General features: G+C 73.1%; 20 protein-coding genes. 1 reads left to right on the forward strand and 19 read right to left on the reverse strand.

The window, feature by feature from the left end; genetic code table 11:
* Positions 1-50 precede the first annotated feature (50 nt).
* From lgt to ASE15_RS18075, 12 genes are all read right to left on the reverse strand, one after another.
* Complete coding sequence (lgt, locus tag ASE15_RS18020; protein WP_056646889.1) at positions 51-950, reverse strand: prolipoprotein diacylglyceryl transferase; 900 nt, start codon at positions 948-950, stop codon at positions 51-53.
* Complete coding sequence (gene trpA, locus ASE15_RS18025) at positions 947-1,810, reverse strand: tryptophan synthase subunit alpha (RefSeq protein WP_056764862.1); 864 nt, start codon at positions 1,808-1,810, stop codon at positions 947-949. The genes lgt and trpA overlap by 4 nt, the downstream gene beginning before the upstream one ends.
* Entirely contained in the window at positions 1,807-3,063 is a 1,257-nt protein-coding gene (gene trpB / locus ASE15_RS18030) for a tryptophan synthase subunit beta (RefSeq protein ID WP_056764865.1), read from the reverse strand. The genes trpA and trpB overlap by 4 nt, the downstream gene beginning before the upstream one ends.
* A gap of 46 nt (positions 3,064-3,109) precedes the next feature.
* Positions 3,110-3,922 carry an indole-3-glycerol phosphate synthase TrpC gene (trpC, locus tag ASE15_RS18035; protein ID WP_056646898.1) on the reverse strand — a complete coding sequence of 271 codons (813 nt, stop codon included), beginning with the start codon at positions 3,920-3,922 and terminating at the stop codon, positions 3,110-3,112.
* 196 nt (positions 3,923-4,118) lie between these two features.
* On the reverse strand, positions 4,119-4,523 hold the full coding sequence (locus ASE15_RS18040; RefSeq protein ID WP_056765011.1) for a DUF2752 domain-containing protein: 405 nt from the start codon (positions 4,521-4,523) through the stop codon (positions 4,119-4,121).
* A gap of 49 nt (positions 4,524-4,572) precedes the next feature.
* The gene (locus tag ASE15_RS18045; RefSeq protein ID WP_056764867.1) at positions 4,573-5,148 is read right to left on the reverse strand and encodes a DUF4190 domain-containing protein; all 576 of its coding nucleotides are present in this window, start codon (positions 5,146-5,148) and stop codon (positions 4,573-4,575) included.
* A 124-nt stretch (positions 5,149-5,272) separates the two neighbouring features.
* Positions 5,273-5,530, reverse strand: a complete 258-nt coding sequence (locus tag ASE15_RS18050) for an HGxxPAAW family protein (RefSeq protein WP_056646903.1) — start codon at positions 5,528-5,530, stop codon at positions 5,273-5,275.
* Between the two features lie 80 nt (positions 5,531-5,610).
* Entirely contained in the window at positions 5,611-6,360 is a 750-nt protein-coding gene (locus ASE15_RS18055) for a Trp biosynthesis-associated membrane protein (protein WP_056764870.1), read from the reverse strand.
* A complete protein-coding gene (locus ASE15_RS18060; protein ID WP_369800643.1) occupies positions 6,357-7,943 on the reverse strand; it encodes an anthranilate synthase component I in 1,587 nt (528 codons plus the stop codon). The genes ASE15_RS18055 and ASE15_RS18060 overlap by 4 nt, the downstream gene beginning before the upstream one ends.
* On the reverse strand, positions 7,940-8,323 hold the full coding sequence (gene hisI / locus ASE15_RS18065; RefSeq protein ID WP_056647261.1) for a phosphoribosyl-AMP cyclohydrolase: 384 nt from the start codon (positions 8,321-8,323) through the stop codon (positions 7,940-7,942). The genes ASE15_RS18060 and hisI overlap by 4 nt, the downstream gene beginning before the upstream one ends.
* Positions 8,324-8,526: 203 nt before the next feature.
* Positions 8,527-10,362 (reverse strand): ABC transporter ATP-binding protein, encoded by a 1,836-nt coding sequence (locus tag ASE15_RS18070; protein ID WP_056647265.1) that lies wholly within the window; start codon positions 10,360-10,362, stop codon positions 8,527-8,529.
* Positions 10,363-10,454: 92 nt separating this feature from the next.
* The gene (locus ASE15_RS18075; RefSeq protein WP_235534542.1) at positions 10,455-12,356 is read right to left on the reverse strand and encodes an ABC transporter ATP-binding protein; all 1,902 of its coding nucleotides are present in this window, start codon (positions 12,354-12,356) and stop codon (positions 10,455-10,457) included.
* Between the two features lie 339 nt (positions 12,357-12,695).
* Between ASE15_RS18075 and ASE15_RS18080 the strand changes: the two genes are divergently transcribed.
* Positions 12,696-13,415, forward strand: a complete 720-nt coding sequence (locus ASE15_RS18080; RefSeq protein WP_056764872.1) for a TIGR03085 family metal-binding protein — start codon at positions 12,696-12,698, stop codon at positions 13,413-13,415.
* A gap of 91 nt (positions 13,416-13,506) precedes the next feature.
* Here the strand turns inward: ASE15_RS18080 and hisF are convergent, their stop codons facing one another.
* From hisF to dop, 7 genes are all read right to left on the reverse strand, one after another.
* Positions 13,507-14,277 (reverse strand): imidazole glycerol phosphate synthase subunit HisF, encoded by a 771-nt coding sequence (gene hisF / locus ASE15_RS18085; RefSeq protein WP_056646912.1) that lies wholly within the window; start codon positions 14,275-14,277, stop codon positions 13,507-13,509.
* A 3-nt stretch (positions 14,278-14,280) separates the two neighbouring features.
* On the reverse strand, positions 14,281-15,207 hold the full coding sequence (locus ASE15_RS18090; protein WP_235534543.1) for an FKBP-type peptidyl-prolyl cis-trans isomerase: 927 nt from the start codon (positions 15,205-15,207) through the stop codon (positions 14,281-14,283).
* 93 nt (positions 15,208-15,300) lie between these two features.
* Positions 15,301-16,662, reverse strand: a complete 1,362-nt coding sequence (pafA, locus tag ASE15_RS18095) for a Pup--protein ligase (RefSeq protein WP_056646915.1) — start codon at positions 16,660-16,662, stop codon at positions 15,301-15,303.
* Complete coding sequence (prcA, locus tag ASE15_RS18100) at positions 16,652-17,383, reverse strand: proteasome subunit alpha (protein WP_056646918.1); 732 nt, start codon at positions 17,381-17,383, stop codon at positions 16,652-16,654. The genes pafA and prcA overlap by 11 nt, the downstream gene beginning before the upstream one ends.
* Positions 17,380-18,312: a proteasome subunit beta gene (gene prcB, locus ASE15_RS18105; RefSeq protein ID WP_056764874.1), complete on the reverse strand. Its 933-nt coding sequence runs from the start codon at positions 18,310-18,312 to the stop codon at positions 17,380-17,382. Before prcB ends, prcA begins: the two co-directional genes overlap by 4 nt.
* A 20-nt stretch (positions 18,313-18,332) precedes the next feature.
* A complete protein-coding gene (locus ASE15_RS18110; RefSeq protein WP_056764875.1) occupies positions 18,333-18,524 on the reverse strand; it encodes a ubiquitin-like protein Pup in 192 nt (63 codons plus the stop codon).
* Positions 18,525-18,668: 144 nt separating this feature from the next.
* Entirely contained in the window at positions 18,669-20,312 is a 1,644-nt protein-coding gene (dop, locus tag ASE15_RS18115; protein WP_056765017.1) for a depupylase/deamidase Dop, read from the reverse strand.
* Positions 20,313-20,339 lie beyond the last annotated feature (27 nt).

Consider the following 20,339-nt stretch of genomic DNA (forward strand, 5'->3'; position numbering starts at 1 on the left):
AACCATCTGGACGGTTGTCCAGCGGGTTCGCCTATGAAAAGACGGGTGCCTCAGTGACCTGGGTCGGGTCGGCCAGCACCTGCCTGCTCGGGCTCCGCAGCATCGAGCGATACTGTCTCTTCGCGCCCTGGGTGTCGGCGCCCGATAACGATAAACGCTATCAACGCACCGACTCCGACCAGGATGGAGGTCCAGACGTTCAGTCGGAGGCCGAGCACCAGCTCGGCCGTGTCGATGCGAAGCATCTCGATCCACACGCGGCCAAGCGTGTAGAAGAGAACGTACAGCCAGAATACCCGACCATGACCCAACCTGAAGCGACGGTCGAGGTAGATGAGCAGGAACGCCGCAGCGACGTTCCACAGGAGCTCGTAGAGGAACGTCGGGTGGAACAGCGTCCCGGACTCGTAGCCTGCCGGGAGGTACTGGTCGGAGATCTGCAGACCCCACGGGAGCGTGGTCGCGCTGCCGAACAGCTCCTGGTTGAACCAGTTGCCGAGCCGGCCGATCGCCTGGGCGAGCAGCAGCCCTGGTGCGAGCGCGTCGGCGAACGCCGCGAAGCTCACCTTCTGGCGGCGGCAGCCGATGTAGGCACCCACCGCGCCGAGCGCGATGGCCCCCCAGATCCCGAGGCCGCCGTCCCAGATCCGCAGCGCCTTGAGCGGGTCGCCGTCCGGTCCCCAGTACGGGTCCGGCGTCGAGATGACGTGGTAGAGGCGCCCGCCGACGATCCCGAACGGCACGGCCCAGAACGCGATCTCCAGGACGTCGTCGGGGTCGCCGCCGCGCTCGGCCCAGCGCTTGCGGGTGAGCCACACCGCGACGGCGATACCGGCGAGGATCGCGAGCGCGTAGGCGCGCAGCGGGAAGGGCCCCAGGTACCAGGTGTGCTGGGACGGGCTGGGGATCGAGGCGACCAGCGGCCCGACGGCGGACACGAGCCCGTTCATGACGTCACCTTCCCGGAGGTCTCGTCGCTCGACCGAGCGGAGCGGACGCCGTGCGCGAGGTCGCGAGCGACCTCGCGCACCTTCTCGAGCCGCTCCTCCCAGGGCTCGTCGCCCAGGAGCGGGCGGACGAACGCGGAACCGACGATCACGCCGTCGGCGTAGCGACCGACCTGCGCGGCCTGCGCGCCGGTCGAGACGCCGAGACCGACGCACACGTGCTCGCCGCCCGCTGCCCGCGTCGCCGCGACCAGCTCCTCGGCCTTGCTGCCGACCTCGGACCGGACCCCGGTCACGCCCATGGTCGAGGCCGCGTAGACGAAGCCGCGCGAGGCAGCAGCCGTGAGGCGCAGGCGCTCGGGGGTCGAGCTTGGGGCGACGAGGAAGACCTTGTCGAGACCGTGGGCGTCCGCGGCTGCGATCCACTCCCCCGCCTCGTCCGGGATGAGGTCTGCCGTGATCAGCCCGGCGCCACCGGCCGCGGCCAGGTCGCGTGCGAAGCTCTCCACGCCGTAGCGCAGCACCGGGTTCCAGTAGGTCATGACCAGGACCGGCACGCCCAGCGCAGCCACGGCCTGGACGGCCGTGAAGACGTCGCGGACGCGCGTACCGGCCTCGAGCGAGTGCTCGACCGCCCGCTGGATGACGGGACCGTCCATGACGGGGTCCGTGTAGGGCAGGCCGAGCTCGATGATGTCGACGCCGGACTCGACGAGCGCCTTCGCGACCTCCACCGTCCCCTCGACGCTCGGGTAGCCCACGGGCAGGTAGCCGATGAGGGCAGCGCGCCCCTGGGCGGACAGCTCCTCGATCAGCGCCGCGGTGCGATGGGGCGCCTGGACGCCTCCGACGGTCGCGCTCACAAGCTGCTCCCTTCGCCGTCGACCACGGTGTCCGCGTCGATCAGGTCGAACCACCGTGCCGCCGTCGCGACGTCCTTGTCCCCGCGCCCGGAGAGGTTCACCAGGATCACGGTGTCCTCCTTGCCCGCGGCCCGTGCCTCACGGCCGATCCGCAGCGCACCGGCGAGCGCGTGCGCCGACTCGATGGCCGGGATGATCCCCTCGGTACGGCACAGGAGCCGGAAGGCCTCCATGGCCTCGACGTCCGAGACGGGCTCGTAGGTCGCTCGGCCCAGGTCGTGCAGCCACGAGTGGGCCGGGCCCACGCTCGGGTAGTCCAGCCCGGCCGAGATCGAGTGGCTGGGCAGGGTCTGCCCGTCCTCGTCCTGGAGCAGGTAGGACCGGGCACCGTGGAGCACCCCGGGAGCGCCCCCGCTGAACCGGGCCGCGTGCTTGCCCGTCGAGACGCCCTCTCCTCCGGCCTCGAAGCCGTAGAGCGCCACGTCCTTGTCGTCGAGGAACGCGTTGAACAGGCCGAGCGCGTTCGACCCGCCGCCCACGCACGCCGCGAGGGCGTCGGGGAGCCGACCGATCCGGTCGAGGATCTGAGCGCGCGCCTCCTCGCCGATGATCCGGTGGAAGTCGCGGACCATCTCCGGGAACGGGTGAGGGCCGGTCACGGTCCCCAGCAGGTAGTGCGTCGAGTCGACGTTCGCGACCCAGTCGCGCAGCGCCTCGTTGATCGCGTCCTTGAGCGTGCGCGAACCGATGGTCACCGGGACCACCGTCGCGCCGAGGAGCCGCATGCGCGCGACGTTGAGCGCCTGGCGCTCGGTGTCCTCCTCGCCCATGTAGACCACGCACTCGAGGTCCATGAGTGCGGCGGCCGTGGCCGTGGCGACACCGTGCTGCCCGGCCCCTGTCTCGGCGATCACGCGCTTCTTGCCCATGCGCTTGACGAGCAGGGCCTGCCCGAGCACGTTGTTGATCTTGTGCGAGCCGGTGTGGTTGAGGTCCTCACGCTTGAGGAACACCCGCGCTCCCCCGGCGTGCTCCGCGAAGCGGGGCACCTCCGTCAGGGGGTTGGGGCGGCCCGTGTACTCGCGGTGGAGCCGGGCGAGCTCTTCCTGGAACGTCGGGTCGACGACCGCCTTGCGGTACTCGGCCTCGAGCTCGTCGAGCGCGGCGATCAGCGCTTCCGGGACGAACCGTCCGCCGAAGTCCCCGAAGTACGGGCCCTGCTGGTTCTGCAGGGAAGGTGTTGCGTCGGGCACGCGGCCTGACCTCCTCGGTGCGGGATCTACGTTGTCTGGGGTGGGATCAGGGCCGGACGGACCACAGGGACGGGTGCGAGCCCGCCGCCACGAGGTCGGCGACCGAGGCGCGCGGAGCGTCGTCCGTGACCAGGGCCTCGCCGACGAGGACGGCGTGCGCCCCCGACCGTGCGTAGTCCATCACGTCGTGCGGTCCGCGGACACCCGACTCGGCGATCCGGACCAGCTCGTCCGGGATGGCCGGGGCCAGTCGTGCGAACGTGGTCCGGTCGACCTCGAGCGTCTTGAGGTCGCGCGCGTTGACCCCGATCACCCGGGCACCCGCGTCGATCGCGCGCGTGACCTCGTCGAGCGTGTGCACCTCGACGAGAGCCGTCATGCCGAGCGAGTGGACCCGCTCGACGAGCGACGTCAGCACCGTCTGCTCGAGGGCCGCGACGATCAGCAGGACGAGGTCCGCGCCGTGGGCCCGAGCCTCCCAGACCTGGTACGGGGTCACGACGAAGTCCTTGCGCAGGACGGGGATGTCCACCTTGGCACGGACCGCGTCGAGGTCCGCGAGGCTGCCGTTGAAGCGGCGCTGCTCGGTCAGCACCGAGATGACGGCCGCGCCGCCCTTCTCGTACTCCGAGGCGAGCGAGGCCGGGTCCGCGATGGCCGCCAGGTTCCCCTTGCTGGGGCTCGACCGCTTGACCTCGGCGATGACAGCGACAGCGTCCTCGGCCTTGAGGCGGCTGACGCAGTCGAGGGCGCCGGGCGCGCGGGCGGCGCGCTCCTTCAGCTCGTCCAGGGTGGTCTTCGCCTGGCGCTCCGCAAGATCCTCGCGGACTCCCGCGACGATGTCCTCCAGAACCGTCATGTGATATCTCCCCGTGCTCGTCGTCGACTCCGTGCCAGCTCAGGTACGCGGGTCCGCTGCCGCGACCGTGACGAGTCGTCTGCAGCGTCTCTCCGCGAACCATTGACAGGGAGATACCTGCCATCGTAGGGCCGCCCGAGAGTGACCAGGGACACGTGTCACCCCGCGAGATGCGCGCCAGACCCTTGACGACCTGTCAGGACGGCCCGAGGAACGGCACCATCGCGGGGATGTTCCGCGCGACGCCGAAGCCCACCAGGACCACCAGGGCGGCGACGCCCGCCCACGCGGGCACCGCTCGGGCACGGGTACCGGTCCAGGCTCGACGCAGCCACAGGACCCAGGCCACGACGAGGAACGGCACGACGACCACCCACAGGGGGTTCATGGCCCAGGCCCCGGCGATGTCGCCCGTCGCGAGGTCGTGGGTGGCCCGCAGCCCCCCGCACGCGGGGCAGGCCCAGCCCGTGAGCGCCAGGAGGGGGCACAGCGGATAGCCGCCCTCGTGCGGGTCCACGAGCGCGAGGACGAGGGTCGCCCCCGCGACGACGCCACCGGCGACGAGCGGCGCTACGCCGGCTCGCCACCGGCCGACGGGCACGGCAGACGTCCCCGCGGGCTCACCGCCCACGGGGCCCGCCGCTCGCGGCTCAGCCGTAGTACCCCTCCTGGAAGCCGGCCTGGAAGTCGGGCGAGGCGACGATCGCGATCACGAGGATCAGGCCGAGGACCGAGAGCACGATCCCGACCCAGCCGAGGATCACTCCGGCGAGCGCAAGACCACCGTTGTTGGCCTCGCCCGCCGCCACGGCCCGCTTGGCCTTGCTCCCGACGATGACCGCAGGGATCCCGGTGAAGAATCCGCAGGACAGGACGATCGACGCGATGCCCAGCACGAACGCCCAGATGCCCAGGTCGTTGCGGGGGAAGAACCCGTAGGCACCGCCGGGTACCGGCGCGGCGCCGTACGGCGTGGCGCCGTAGGGCGGCTGTCCAGGTGCACCGTACGGCTGCTGCGGGGCAGCGTAGGGCGGCTGCTGCGCGGGCGCACCGTACTGCGGGTACCCGCTGTCCGGCGTGCCGGGCGCCGGGGCGCCGTAGGGAGACGGGCTCTGCTGCGGGTAGCCCGGGTACGCGGGAGGTACCGGGCCCTGCTGGCCCGTTCCCTCGGGCTCCTCGCCGGCGGGACGGTACGGGTCCGTCGGAGGGGTGGGGGGATAGCTCATGGGACGTCTGCTCTCTGCTGGGAAGGCCGGGTCGCGCCCGGGTCTACCGGTGGTACGGCACGCGCCCCGCACCCCTGGGGGTGCGCGGCGCGCGGCGACGGTCCGGGCTCTCGCCCAGGCGACGTCAGCTCTGAGCGGCCTTCGGCTGGCCGTAGCCCATGTTGCGCAGGACCAGGCCGCCGACGAGCGCGAGCGCGACGACACCCATACCGACCCAGAACATCCACACGGCGGCGATCGCCACGGCGACCCCGGCGACGACCGCACCGACGATGATGCCGATCATGGTGAACCACGCCGCCACGGTGTGACCGTGGTTCGTGGGAGGTGCCGACGGCGGCAGGTAGGAGATCTCGGTGGTCTGCGGCGTCTTCTCGGCCATGGGGGGTGTGCCTTTCGTCAAGATGTGCGTCCAGCCTATCGGACGTCGGTCGGTCTGTTCGTGCGGACGGGAGGTGATGCTCAGCGGTCTGTGGGGTCCTCGCCGCGGGTCAACGAGTCCCACGTCTCCTGCTCGTCGGGCTCGTCGGCGGGTGCCACCTCGGTGCGCCCTGCCGCCTGGGCCGCCGAGGCCGTCGTCGCGGGGCTCGAGGGGGTGCCCGTCCCGGCCGCGACGGCGGACGCCGCGGGTCCGTCGACGGGCGTCCCGGCGTCGGGCCGGACGATCTCGTGGCGCGCGGACACGCGCCCCCACGTGGGCGAGGAGACCGCGGCCCACACGGCCGCGAGGACCACCAGCACGCCGACCGCCAGCGCCACCGCGGGCCAGGGCGTGAGCGTCACGGCGCTCGTCATCTCGGTGACGCCGGTCGCCTCGGCGACCGCCGACGTCGCTGCGGGCACGGGGTCGCGCAGGATCGCGGCGGCCGACGCGCTCACGACGACGCCGCTCGCTGCGGCCACGACCAGGACGACCCAGCGCCCGACCCGGCCCACGAGTCCCAGCGCCAGGGCGGCGGCCACGACGACCAGGGCCCCCGCGCCCACTCCCGGCGCCGCCGTGGTCCCGGTGACGTGCACCTGGACGTCGGCGTCGAGGGCCGTCGCCCCCGAGGTGCGCAGCCACGTCGGGGCGGCCGCCGCGAGGGCGCCGGCACCGAGCACGAGCAGCAGCAGGATCGCGCTGCGGCGGGCGAGCCGCCACGAGCGGGGCGTCCGGGCCGCCCCTGCGGCCGGCTGGGCGGCGGGCACGGTCGCTCCGGGGCCGCTCACGCCAGGCTCCGCAGCCGAGCGGCCAGCTGGACGGCTCGGACCGCCGCGGCGGCCTTGTTGCGCGACTCCTCGTACTCGAGCGCGGGCACCGAGTCGGCCACGATCCCACCCCCGGCCTGGACGCTCGCACGTCCGTCGCGGATCAGGGCGGTGCGGATCGCGATCGCCATGTCCATGTTGCCGTCGAAGTCGAAGTAGCCGACCGTCCCGCCGTAGATCCCGCGCGAGGCGGGCTCGAGCTCGTCGATCAGGGCGATGGCCCGGGGCTTGGGCGCGCCCGAGAGCGTGCCCGCGGGGAACGTCGCGCGCAGCACGTCGAGCGCCCTGGCTCCCTGACGCAGCGTCCCGACCACGGTCGAGCACAGGTGCATGATGTGGCTGAAGCGCTTGGTCACCATGAACTCGACGACCTCGACCGAGGCCGGCTCGCAGACCTTCACCAGGTCGTTGCGCGAGAGGTCGACGAGCATGAGGTGCTCGGCACGCTCCTTGGGGTCCGCGAGGAGCTCCTCCCCCAGCGCGACGTCCTGCTCGGGCGTGGCACCGCGCGGGCGCGACCCCGCGATCGGGAACGTGACCACGTGCCCGTCGTCGACCTTGACGAGCGTCTCGGGGCTCGAGCCGACCACCGCGAAGTCCGAGCCGTCGGCGTCCGTGAGCTGGAAGTAGTACATGTACGGGCTCGGGTTGATGGTCCGCAGGGCCCGGTAGACGTCGAGCGGCGAGGCCGGGCAGTCCAGGTCGAGCCGCTGCGAGATCACGATCTGGAAGACCTCGCCGTCACGGATCGCGTCCTTGCCCGCGAGCACCGCGGTCTCGAACTCCTCGCGCGTCGAGCGGAACTCGAGCTCCGGCTCGGCGACGTCCGCGACCACCGCGGCCGACGATCCTCCCCCGGTCCCCGCCACGAGCTCGCGCTGCATGCGGTCGAGGCGCGAGACCGCGTCGGCGTACGCCTCGTCGACGCGCTCGTCGGTGTCGTCGAAGTTGATCGCGTTGGCCACGAGCCACACGCTGCCCTCGCGGTGGTCCACGACCGCGAGGTCGGTCGCGAGGCACAGCGTGACCTCGGGCACGCCCAGCTCGTCGGGTGCGTTCGCGGGCAGCGTGGGCTCCCAGTGACGCACGACGTCCCACCCCAGCGCACCCGCGAGTCCGCCGGTCAGGGGCGGCAGCCCGTCGATCGCGGGGGTGCGCAGCGCGTCGAGCGTCCGCTCGAGCACGTCCACGACGTCGCCCGTGGTCGGGACGCCCGCGGGCACGTCTCCGGTCCAGACGGCCTGGCCGTCGCGGGCCGTGAGCGTCGCACGCGACGCGACCCCCACGAACGAGTAGCGCGCCCAGCTTCCGTCGACCTCGGCGGACTCCAGCACGAACGTCCCGGGCCGCCCCTGCGCGAGGGTGCGGTACAGGCCCACGGGCGTGACGTCGTCGGCCAGGAGGCGGCGCACCACCGGGACCACGCGACGCGAGGTCGCGAGCGCACGGAAGCCCTCGACCGCGGGCCAGGTCTCGCCCCAGGGCAGGCCGGCCGCAGGGACCACGGGGGCGGTCGGGTCGATCGGGGGCGTCGAGCCGGTCACAGCGTCTTCTCCTCGGAGGTCTCGTTCTCGGGGCGGTGGCCCACCGCAGCGCCCAGGTCGCCGCCGGCCTCGAAGCACGTGCGGGCGCCCGTGTGGCAGGCCGCGCCCACCTGGTCGGCACGGACCAGGAGCGCGTCACCGTCGCAGTCGATCGCGACGGACTTGACCCACTGCGCGTGGCCCGACGTGTCGCCCTTGCGCCAGTACTCCTGCCGCGAGCGCGACCAGAAGGTCACGCGTCCCGTCGTCAGCGTCCGGCGCAGCGCCTCGTCGTCCATCCAGCCGAGCATGAGCACCTCGCCCGTGTCGTGCTGCTGGACGATCGCGGCGACCAGCCCGTCCGCGTCCCGCTTGAGACGGGCGGCGAGCGGTGCGGGCAGCGTGTCGGCGACGTCGCGGGCCCCCTCGGCGGCGAGGGGCTGGTCTGCGGGGACGGGCTGGGCGGTGTTATGGGGCACCCGAGAATCCTGCCAGATCCCCAGGGTCCCCGGGTCCCCGTCCCGCTCAGCGGTCCGGGCTGCCCGGGAGGCCGTCCGTCCGCCGGGACCGTCCCCGTCGGGGGCCCGCTCGCCCCGCTGCTCGGTCATCGGGTCTGCGCGACCCAGGACGCGTGCATCGAGGCGTAGACGCCGCCCGCGGCCGCGAGCTCGGCGTGCGGCCCGACCTCGACCACGTGGCCCGCGTCGACGACCACGACGAGGTCCGCGGCCTCGGCGGTCGAGAGCCGGTGCGCGATCGTGATGGTGCTGCGTCCTGCGGTCAGCGAGTCGAGGGCTCGGGCGATACGCACCTCGGTCGCGGGGTCGACCGCGGACGTCGCCTCGTCGAGGACCAGCAGGTCGGCCTCGGCGAGGTACGCACGGGCGATCGCGACGAGCTGTCGCTCGCCCGCGGACAGAGCCTCACCGCGCTGCCCGACGGCGGAGCCCAGCCCGTCCGGCAGGTCCGCGACCCAGTCGGTCAGGCCGAGCTCGGCGACCGCGGCGTCGATGCGGTCCGCGTGCCGGGCCGCGGTCTGCGCCGGGGTCTCGCCCGTGCCCGCCTCGTCCGGGGCACCCGGGGCACCTGCCGACGTGTCCCGCACGCCGTAGGCGATGTTCTCGGCGAGCGTCCCGTCGAACAGGAACCCCTCCTGCGGGACGAGGACCACGCGCTCGCGCAGGCTCGCCGCCGACAGGTCGCGCAGGTCCACCCCGTCGAGCCGGACCGCGCCGGACGTGGGGTCCATGAGCCGGGTGACGAGCTTGGCGATCGTCGTCTTGCCCGAGCCCGTCGCGCCCACGACCGCGACCGAGGTACGGGCCGGGAAGTCGAGGTCCACGCCGTGCAGCACCTCGGGGCCGTCGGGGTAGGCGAACCGGACGTCCTCGAGCCGCACGTGCGCGGGGCCCCGGGGAGAACGCACGCCCTGGGCGCCCTTGTCGACCACCTGGACGGGAGTCTCGACGACGGCCAGCACGCGACGCCAGCCCGCGACGGCGTTCTGCAGCTCGTTGAGGATCTCGGTGGCCATCTGCACCGGCCCCGTGAAGAGCTGGACCAGGAAGAGGAACGCGAGCAGCTGACCCGCGGTGATGGACCCGTCGATGCCGAGCAGCGTGCCGACGACCACCACGACGGCCAGCACGAGGTTCGCGACGAGCACGCCGCTCGAGAAGACCGTCGAGACGAGCACCTGCGCGCGGACCATGCCCTTGCGCGTGCTCTCGACCGCGGCGTCCACGCGGCGCGCGGTGCGCTCCCCGACGCCGTACGCGCGGATCGTCTCGGCACCCACGACCGACTCGGAGATGGCCCCGAGCATCGCGCCGACGCGCTCGCGCAGCGCCGTGTAGGCGCCGTTGACGCGGCCCTGGGCGGGGCGGAGGATCAGGAAGAGCGGCACGAAGCAGGCCCACACGAGCAGCGTGAGCTGCCACGAGTAGAACGCCATGAGGAGCGTCGCGGCACCGATCTGCAGCACCGAGACGAGCAGCATGATGCCGCCCCACTGGACGAACAGCGAGATGGTGTCGACGTCGCTCGTGACGCGCGAGACCAGGGCCCCGCGACGCTCGGTGCTCTGCGTGAGGACCGAGAGGTCGTGCACGTGCCGGAAGGCCCGCACGCGCAGGCTCGCGAGCCCCGCCTCGGTCGAGCGGAAGAGCCGGACGTTGACGAGCGCCGAGCACAGCCCCGCGACCACCAGGACGAGCGCGGCGGCACCGACCAGCAGCGCCACCCGGCTCGTGTCGGGACCACCCGGGGCCATGATGCCGCTGTCGACCGTCTGCTGGACGGTGATGGGGACGACGATCCGCCCGAGGGCCGCGACGACGGCCAGGAGCAGCGTTCCCCAGATGCCCACGAGGATCTCTGGCGACATCTGGACGCCCTTGCGCAGGGTCGCGAAGACGCCCAGCGAGCTCGCCGAGGCGATCCGGGCGCCGGTCGCGTCCTCGACGACGACCTCGGGCTTGGCCTTGGCCCCGCGGCGGCGGCCGCGAGCCGACGTGGGTGTGGTGGTGGTGCTCACTCGGTCACGGTCCCTTCCTCGGCGTGGCGCACGATCTCGTCGGTCTCTTCCTGCTCACGGCGTTCGACGTCCTCCCGGTCGCCGCGGCTCGCCGTCCCGTCGAGCCCGTCCGGCCCGTCGAGCTCCTCCGCCTCGGCCTCGGCCCGGCGCTCGGCCTCGCGCTGGTAGGCCGTGGCGAGCTCCCGGTAGCCCGCGTCGCGGGCGAGCAGCTCGGTGTGCGTCCCGACGTCGACCACGCGCCCCGACTCGACGTGGACGACCTGGTCCGCGAGCGCGACGCTCGACATGCGGTAGGCGACCATGACGACCGTGGGGTGCTCCGCCGTCGGGCCCTGAGCCGTAGGGCCCTCGCCGCGCAGGCCCGCGAGGATCTGCTGCTCCACGCGCGGGTCGACGGCGGAGGTCGCGTCGTCGAGCACCAGCAGGCGCGGGGAGCGCACCAGGGCGCGCGCGATCGCGAGCCGCTGACGCTGCCCGCCCGACAGGTTCGAGCCGCGCTCGCCCAGGGGCGAGTCGAGACCACCGGGCAGGCGGGAGACGACGTCGTCGACCTTGGCCAGGCGCAGCGCGTCCCACACCTGCTCGTCGGTGGGGCCCTCGCCCTGGTCCGCGAGCGTCACGTTGGAACGCACCGTGTCCTCGAAGATGAAGGTCGACTGCGCGACGAGCGCGACCTGACCCGTCAGGTCGGACGCGAGCGCCTCGCGCACGTCCACGCCGTCGATGAGCACCCGGCCGCGCGTGGGGTCGGACAGGCGCGCCAGGAGCGAGACGAGCGTGGTCTTGCCCGCGCCCGTGGGCCCGACGACCGCGACCGTGCGGCCCGGGGCCAGGTCGAGCTCGATGTCGTCGAGCAGCGTGACGTCGCGGCCCCCCGCTCGCACGTCGACGCCCACGCCCTCGAACCGCACCGCGGCACCGCCCGTCGCGGCGGGCAGCCGCTGCTCGCCCGCGACCGGGATGCCCGGCGCGTCGAGCACGCTCGCGATGCGCTCGTAGCCGACGAGCGCGCGCGGCAGCTCGCCCAGGACCCAGCCGAACGCACGGACCGGGACGGCCATGATGGTCAGCAGGTAGGCGGCCGTCACGACCTCGCCCGTGTCGACCGCACCGGCCGCGACGCGCGCGGCCCCCACGCCCAGCACCAGGAGCGTGCCGAGCGAGGGCAGGAGCTCGATGACCGGGTCGAAGAACGCCCGCACGACGCCCACCCGGACGTTGGCGGCCCGCAGCTCGTCGGTCCGCGCGGCGAAGCGCTGCTCCTCGCGGGCCTCGGTGCCGAGCGACTTGACGAGCAGGGCGGCCTCGAAGCTCTCGTGCGCGACGTCCGAGACCTCGGCCCGCAGCTGCTGCGCGTGCGTGATCGCGGGCGACATGTACTTCTGGAACACGACGTTGACCACGATCGCGAGCGGGATCACGACCAGAGCGGCGCACGCGAGCCACACGTCGATGCGGAAGAGCATGACCGCCGACACGCCGATCATCACGACCACGCCGAGCGCGAAGGGCAGCGGGTTGAAGACGCCCGTGGCCGCCTCGACGTCGGAGTTCGCGTTCGACAGCAGCTGGCCCGCCGGGTGCGCCCGGTGCCACGACATGGGCAGGCGCAGGTACTGGTGCGTGACCGCGGTGCGGTGCCCGGCCTGGATGTTCGCGTAGCCGTAGCCCGCGAAGATGCGGCGGCCGGCGACCGTGAGCGCGAGCGTGAGCGCGATCGCGACCAGGACGAGGCCCGCGACCCACAGGTCGTCGCGCGCGTCCGCGTCGCCTGCGAGCGCCGGGACGACGACCTCGTCCGTCACGCGGCCGACCGCGAGGCTGATGAGGACCGTTGTCGCGCCGAACAGCGCGGAGGCCGTGATCGCCAGGACGTAGACGCGCCACTCGGACCGCATGCCGCGCCCCATGAGCTGGAGCGAGCGGCGGGTCCGCGAGCCGGTCAGGGCGTGCCGTTCGCGCGCTGCGGGCCCGGGGGACGTCCCTGGTCCATCGGCTGCGCCACGTCCCGCGGACGGCGCACGGCCGGGACGGGAGGCTCCGCCGGTGGAGGAGGGCTGGTGCGGGCTGGCGCCGTCCGGACGGCCGGGCGCTGCGCCGGTGGGCGCGTCCTGGGTCCGAGGCGTGGTGTTCGTGGGGGTGCTCCGTCGCGCGGACACGGACGATCCTCGTCTTTCGTGGGGGTTGGCACGATCTTCTCACACGGGACACTCCGTCCCGCGTGCGAGCATGGCCTGATGCAGCCCACCGCCTGGCACGCCCACGAGCGCGCCTCCCTCGTCCACGCACTCACCCAGGCCGGCCCCGACGCCCCGACCCTGTGCGACGGGTGGCAGACACGTCACCTCGCGGCACACATGATCCTGCGCGAGCACCAGCCCTGGACCCAGGCGGGCGCGAACGGCGGCCCGCTGCACGACTGGTCCGACTCCAGGCTCCAGGACCTCGCGGCGACCGCGCTCGCACCGGGTGGGTACGCCGCGCTGCTCGCGCGCATCGAGCAGGCGCCCGCCTCGTGGAGCCCGTGGTCGTGGGCCGGGAACCTCGTGAACCTCGTCGAGTACTTCGTGCACACCGAGGACGTGCGGCGGGGCACCTGGGCCGGAGGCCCAGGAGGCGCCGGCGCTGCGGCCGACCAGCCGCGCGACCTCTCCCCCGGGCTCGAGGACGCCCTGTGGGCGCAGCTGCGGCGCGGCGCGCGCCTGTTCTACCGGCGGTCCCCGGTGGGTGTCGTGCTCGTGGTGCCCGGCGGCCCGCGCCTCGCGGTCAAGGCCCCGCCGACACGGCCGACCGACGACGGCCGTCTGCCCGGCACGGTGGTCGTCACGGGCGAGGTGGGCGAGCTCGTGCTCCACGCGTTCGGCCGAGGCCTCCACGCGGGTCTGACCCTCCAGGGCGACGTCGCCGACCGTGCGGCGCTCGACGCCGTGGTGCCGGGTCCGCGCTCGGGCGAGTGACGCCGTCGGGCGCTCTGCTCGTTCTGCCTCCCCGGGTGCGGGGGGCGCGTGGGGCGCGCCGGGACCTCCCGGCGCGCCCCACGACCGGACCTCAGCGGACCAGGACGCCCGCTTCGCGCATGTGCGCCTTGACGTCGCCGATCGTCAGCGTCCGGAAGTGGAAGACGCTCGCCGCGAGGACCGCGTCGGCCCCTGCCTGAGCCGCCTGCGCGAAGTGCTCCGGGGTGCCCGCTCCTCCGCTCGCGATGAGCGGGACGCTCACCTCGGGGCGCACGGCCGCGAACATCTCCAGGTCGAACCCGCTCGTCATGCCGTCGGCGTCCATCGAGTTCAGCAGGATCTCCCCCGCCCCCAGCCGCGCCGCGCGCGCGGCCCACTCGACGGCGTCGATGCCCGTGCCGCGGCGGCCGCCGTGCGTGGTCACCTCGTAGCCCGACTCGGTGCGGGTCTCGCCGGTCACGCGACGGGCGTCGACCGAGAGCACGAGCACCTGGCTGCCGAACCGGTCCGCGATCTCCGCGATGAGCTCGGGACGGGCGATCGCGGCCGTGTTGACGCCCACCTTGTCCGCGCCCGCGCGCAGCAGCTTGTCCACGTCGTCCGTGGTGCGCACACCGCCCCCGACCGTGAGCGGCACGAAGACCTGCTCGGCCGTGCGCCGCACCACGTCGTACGTGGTCTCGCGGTTGCCCGACGACGCCGAGACGTCGAGGAACGTCAGCTCGTCGGCCCCCTCGGCGTCGTAGCGGGCCGCGAGCTCGACCGGGTCGCCCGCGTCCCGCAGGTTCTCGAAGTTGACCCCCTTGACGACGCGACCGGCGTCGACGTCCAGGCAGGGGATGACACGGACCGTGACCGACATGAGCTATTGACCTTCCGTCTGACCTTCGGAGCCCGGGGTCTCGTCGACCACCGGGAAGTGTGCGTCCAGGACGTCCACGACGTAGACCAGGGTCTCGTCCGCGTACGGCTTGGCGGTCCCCGCGTAGGCGAGCGACGGGGGGACGACCAGCAGCACCTGGCTGCCGACGCTCTGCTCGAGCAGGCCCTGCTCCCACCCCTCGATGATCTGGCCGATGCCGACCATGGTCGAGGCGGGCAGGGCCCCGGGAGTCCAGTTCGAGTCGACGACCTCGCCCGTGGACCACGCGACCCCCGTGAAGCGGACCGTGATGACCTGGCCCGCCTCGATCTGCACGCCGCCGCCCCGCACGAGAGGCTGGACGATCAGGTCGCCCGGCGGGGCCGTGCCCGCAGGCACCTCGACCGTCGGGGCGCCCTCGGCGTCGAGCGTCACGACCGGGAGCCCCTCGACCGGCGCGACCGCCTCCCCGCTCGCCCGGGAGGGCAGCACGTCGATCACGAGCACGACCGGGACGTCGTCCGTCTCCTCGAGGTACAGGACGCGGGCACCGACGCGCTGGCCCGCCAGCGCGTCGACGACCGCCGACCCGAGGTCCTCGTCGGTGAGCTCGTGCGGCGCGGGAGCGTCGATGAACGTGCTCTGGATCACCGACCCGTCGCGCCCGTCGACCGCGTACATGTTCAGGAGCACCGGCTGTCCCTCGACGAGGGCCTCGCCCGTCCCGGGCACGAGGACCTCGGACCGCGTCTCGGGGATCGTCAGCGGCTGGTCGAACGCGACCACGGGGGGCTCGCCGAGCAGACCCGAGACCGTGACCTCGGTGTGGGCGGGAGCCGCGTTCCCCGTCGGTTCGGCGCAACCGGCGGCGGACACCGCGACCAGCAGGCCCAGGACGACGGCCGCAGACCGGCGGGACACACGACGCACGACGCTCCTCGGGCGGACGGGACAGGGAGCCACCACCTTAACGGTGGAGGCTCCCCGGCCGGTGCTCGGTCCGTCCCGCGGGCGGACCGCTCGTCACATCGACTCGATGAGCCGCTCGACCCTCTCGTCGACGTTCTGGAACGGGTCCTTGCACAGCACCGTGCGCTGCGCCTGGTCGTTGAGCTTGAGGTGCACCCAGTCGACCGTGTAGTCGCGCCGGGCCTCCTGCGCCTTGCGGACGAAGTCGCCCCGCAGCTTGGCGCGCGTCGTCTGGGGCGGGACGGCCGTGGACTCGAAGACCTCGAGGTCGGTCGTGATCCGCTCGACCATGCCGCGCGCCGCGAGCATGTTGTACAGGCCCTCGGTGCGCGAGATGTCGTGGTAGGCGAGGTCGAGCCGCGCGATGCGCGGGTCGTCGAGCTCCAGTCCGTGCTTCTCCTGGTAGCGCCGCAGGATCTTGAGCTTGATGACCCAGTCGAGCTCGCGGTCGACGAGCGAGAGGTCGTCGGTCTCCAGCGCCCGCAGCCCGCGCTCCCACAGGTCCAGGACCTGCTTGACGACGGGCGTGGGCGTCTCGTTCGCGTCGACGTACTCCTTGACCCGCTGGAGGTACTCACCCTGCAGGTCCACCGCGGTCACGGTGCGCCCGTTCGCCATCTGCACGGGGTGACGGCCCGTCATGTCGTGGCTGATCTCGCGGATCGACCGGATGGGGTTCTCGAGCGCCATGTCCCGCATGGGCACCCCGGCCTCGATCATGCGCAGGATCAGGTCGGTCGCCCCGACCTTGAGCATGGTCGTGGTCTCGGCCATGGACGAGTCCCCGACGATCACGTGCAGGCGCCGGTACTGCTCGGCGTCGGCGTGGGGCTCGTCGCGCGTGTTGATGATGGGGCGCGAGCGCGTGGTCGCGCTCGAGACCGACTCCCAGATGTGGTCCGCGCGCTGCGACAGCGCGAAGATCGCCCCGCGCGGCGTCGCGAGGATCTTGCCCGCCCCCGTGAGCACCTGGCGCGTGATGAGGAACGGCACCAGCACGTCGGAGAGCCGGGAGAAGTCCCCCTGGCGGCGCACGAGGTAGTTCTCGTGGCAGCCGTAGGAGTTGCCCGCCGAGTCGGTGTTGTTCTTGAACAGGTGGATCCGGCCGGGCAGGCCCTCGTGCTCGAGCCTCTCCTGGGCGTCCGCGACGAGCCCCTCGAGGATGCGTTCGCCGCCCCGGTCGTAGGCCACGAGCTGGCGTACGTCGTCGCACTCGGCCGTCGCGTACTCGGGGTGGGACCCGACGTCGAGGTACAGGCGAGACCCGTTGCGCAGGAACACGTTCGACGACCGGCCCCACGCGACGACCTTGCGGAACAGGTAGCGCGCGACCTCGTCCGCGGAGAGCCCGCGCCCGTCGTCGGACGCGCACGTCACGCCGTACTCGGTCTCGAGACCGAAGATCCTACGGTCCATGCGGAGCCTCCTCTGGCTTCTGCTCGAGCAGTCCGGACAGCACCGTGCCGGTCAACCGGCGGAACGCCCGCCGGGGGCGCGTGCGGTCGAGCACCGCGACCTCGAGCTGGCTCGCGGGGATGGCCTGCTCGCCCTCCGGGGCGTCACGCGCGTCCGCACCCCCGAGCGTCGACACCGCGAGGCGCAAGACCTCGGGCAGCGTCATCCCGGGGTGCCACGCCTCGCCCAGGTCTCGGCCGAGCTGCTCGGCCTGGCCGCCCATCACGACGAACCCGGTCTCGTCCGCGACCGACCCGTCGTAGGACAGGCGGTAGATCTGGTCCTGCGCGGGGCTCGGGCCCACCTCGGCCACGACCAGCTCGACCTCGAGCGGCTTGGACTCGGTCGTGAAGACCGTGCCGAGCGTCTGCGCGTAGGCGTTCGCGAGCCCCCGCGCGTTGACGTCGGCCCGGTCGTAGGAGTAGCCGCGCAGGTCGGCGTAGCGCACGCCCGCGACCCGCAGGTTCTCGAACTCGTTGTACTTGCCCACGGCCGCGAACGCGATGCGGTCGTAGATCTCCGAGATCTTGTGCAGCGACCTCGACGGGTTGTGCGTCGCGAACGCGATGCCCTGGTCGTAGGCGAGCACGACGACCGAGCGGCCGCGGGCGATGCCCTTGCGCGCGAAGTCCGCCCGGTCCTTCATGAGCTGCTCGGGCGAGACGTAGAACGGCATGCTCACTGTGCGTCACCTCCCTGTCCTGCGGTCCGTGGCGCCCGGGGGCGCGCGGCGCGGTTCCCGTCGGCCTGCTCGGTGCGCTCGGTGACGATCTGCGCGGCGACCGCGGCGAGCTCGTCGTCGGGCACGCGCCGGTACCCGTCAGCCGTCACGGTGACGACCACGGGCCAGATCTGCCGGACGGCGTCGGGGCCGCCCGTCGCCGAGTCGTCGTCGGCCGCGTCGTAGAGCGCCTCGACCGCGACGTGCACCGCTGCCTGGGCGTCGAGCCCCGGGTGCCAGCGCTTCTTGAGCGAGCCGCGGGCGAAGACCGAGCCCGAGCCCACGCTGTGGTGGTCCCGCTCCTCGTAGCGCCCGCCCGTGACGTCGTACGAGAAGATGCGGCCCGTCCCGCGGTCCAGGTCGTAGCCCGCGAACAACGGCACCACGGCCAGCCCCTGCATCGCGAGACCGAGGTTCTGGCGGATCATGGTCGAGAGCCGGTTCGCCTTGCCGTCGAGCGAGAGCAGCGCGCCCTCGATCTTCTCGTAGTGCTCGAGCTCGAGCTGGAAGAGCCGCACGAGCTCGACGGCGATCCCGGCGGTGCCCGCGATGCCCACCGCGGAGAACTCGTCGGCAGGGAAGACCTTCTCGATCTCGCGGTTCGCGATCATCGAGCCCATCGTGGCGCGGCGGTCGCCCGCCATGACCACGCCGACCTCACCTCCCGAGCCCGCAGGCCCGGCGTCCCCGAAGGTCAGGGCGACGATCGTGGTCGCGTGGGGCGCGAGCTGGGCCCCCGACCCGGCGGCGGCGTGCCCCGTGGCCCCGGCCGCGCCGGCCCGGTGGGACGGCAGGAGGTCGGGGGCGTGGTTCGCGAGGAACTCCACGAACGACGAGGAGCCCGGGGTGGTGAAGGCGTGCGGCAGACGCCCGGAGAAGTCCATGGTCATCAGCTCCCGGCCCCTCTCGGCTACTCGCCGCCCTTCTGGACGAAGCCCCTGACGAAGGACTCGGCGTTGGACTCGAGGACCTCGTCGATCTCCTCCAGGAGCGAGTCGACCTCCGCGTCCCGGCTCTGCGCCTGCGGGGCGACGGGCGCGGGCGCCGCGTCGTCGTCGGGACGGCGGTCCTCGTGCGATGCGCTGGTGCGTTCCTGGGCCATCTTCGCCTCCTGGGTGTGTCGATCCTGCTGACGTGCGGTGCTGACGTGCCTTGATGCGGCGGACCCGCAGTGCACGGGGACCGCGTCTTCTCGAAGCCTAGGCTCTCCGGCCGGGTCCGCGCCGGACCGCGCCGTGGGCGCGAGTCATCGGGACGTCCCGGACAGGCCCGTGAGCAGCGCCCCGGCGTCCTTGCTCGCCTCGAGCAGCGCGCCGATGTGCGCCCGGGTCCCGCGCAGCGGGTCGAGCATGGGGACGCGCTGGAGCGAGGGGGCCCCCGCGACGTCGAAGATCACCGAGTCCCAGCTCGCGGCCGAGACCTCGTCGCCGAACCGCGCCATGACCTCTCCCCGGAAGTACGCCCGGGTGTCCTCGGGCGCGTGGTGGACGGCCTGGGAGACCGCGCGCTCGTCGACGAGCCGCTCGGCAGCCCCCGCCGCGAGCAGCCGGTGGTAGATGCTGCGCTCGGGGCGCACGTCGGACCACTGGAGGTCCATCGCGGCGAGCCGCGGGTGGTCCCAGTCGAGGTGGTCGCGCCGACGCAGGCGGTCGAGCAGACGGAGCTTGGCGACCCACTCGACCTCCCGGGCGCAGGACGCCGGGTCCGTCCCGAGGCGGGACAGGACCGAGTCCCAGCGGTCCAGGACGGCGCGGGTCTCGTCGTCGAGCGTCCCCAGGTGCTCCGCGGCCCGGCGGGCCACGTCGGCATAGACGCGCTGGACCTCGAGCGCCGTCAGGCGCCGCCCGTCCGCGAGCAGGAGCGGCGCCGTGAGGTCGAGGTCGCGGCTGACCTTCTGCACGTCGGACACCGGGTCGTGCAGGCGCAGGGCTGCGAGCTCGGCGCGCAACGAGGCACCGGAGGCCCCCTCGACCGCGGAGAGCGCGTCGAGCTGCTCGACCACGAACAGCACGAGGGACGTTGTGCCGAGCTTGAGGTAGGTCGCGACCTCGAACAGGTTCGCGTCCCCGATGATCAGGTGCAGGCGGCGCCAGCGCTGGCGGTCGGCGTGCGGCTCGTCGCGCGTGTTGACGATGGGGCGGCGCAGGGTCGTCTCGAGGCCGACCTCGGCCTCCATGTAGTCGGCCCGCTGCGAGAGCTGGAAGCCCGCCTCCTGGCCCACGGAGCCCAGGCCGACGCGACCCGAGCCCGTGAACACCTGACGTGTCACGAGGAAGGGCGTGAGCAGCTCGACGAGCGTCGCGAACGGCACGGCCCGGTCCACGAGGTAGTTCTCGTGCGTGCCGTAGGACGCGCCCTTGCCGTCGACGTTGTTCTTGTAGAGCGCGACCTCCGACCCCGGGACGGCGCCCAGCTCGCGCGAGGCCGCGAGCATGATGCGCTCGCCCGCGACGTCCCAGCAGACCGCGTCGGTCGGGTTCGTCACCTCGGGCGAGGAGTACTCGGGGTGCGCGTGGTCGACGTACAGCCGCGCACCGTTCGTCAGGATGACGTTCGCGGCGCTCGGGTCGTCGTAGTCCTCGTGCGTGGGCCGAGCGACCTCCTGGAACGACGCGGCGCCCGCCGGGTCCCGGGGCACGGGGCCCGACGGCGCGGGCCGGGTCGGGTCGTCCGTCAGCAGCGAGGGGTGGGCCGCGGCGCGCTGGAGGTGGAAGCCCCGGGCGTCCTGGAGCGGGTCCTCGTCGTCGTAGTCCCAGCGGGCCTTGCCGCGGGCTCCGTCCGCGCGGGCCGCGAGCGCCCGGTAGGTGGTCACGACCTGGCTCGACAGGAGCATCGGGTTCGCCTGCGGACGCCCCGGTTGCAGCACGCCGTACTCGGTCTCGATCCCCATCACGCGTCGCACGGTCACGAGCACCAC

The sequence above is a fragment of the Oerskovia sp. Root22 genome (assembly GCF_001429135.1).
GTDB lineage: Bacteria > Actinomycetota > Actinomycetes > Actinomycetales > Cellulomonadaceae > Oerskovia > Oerskovia enterophila.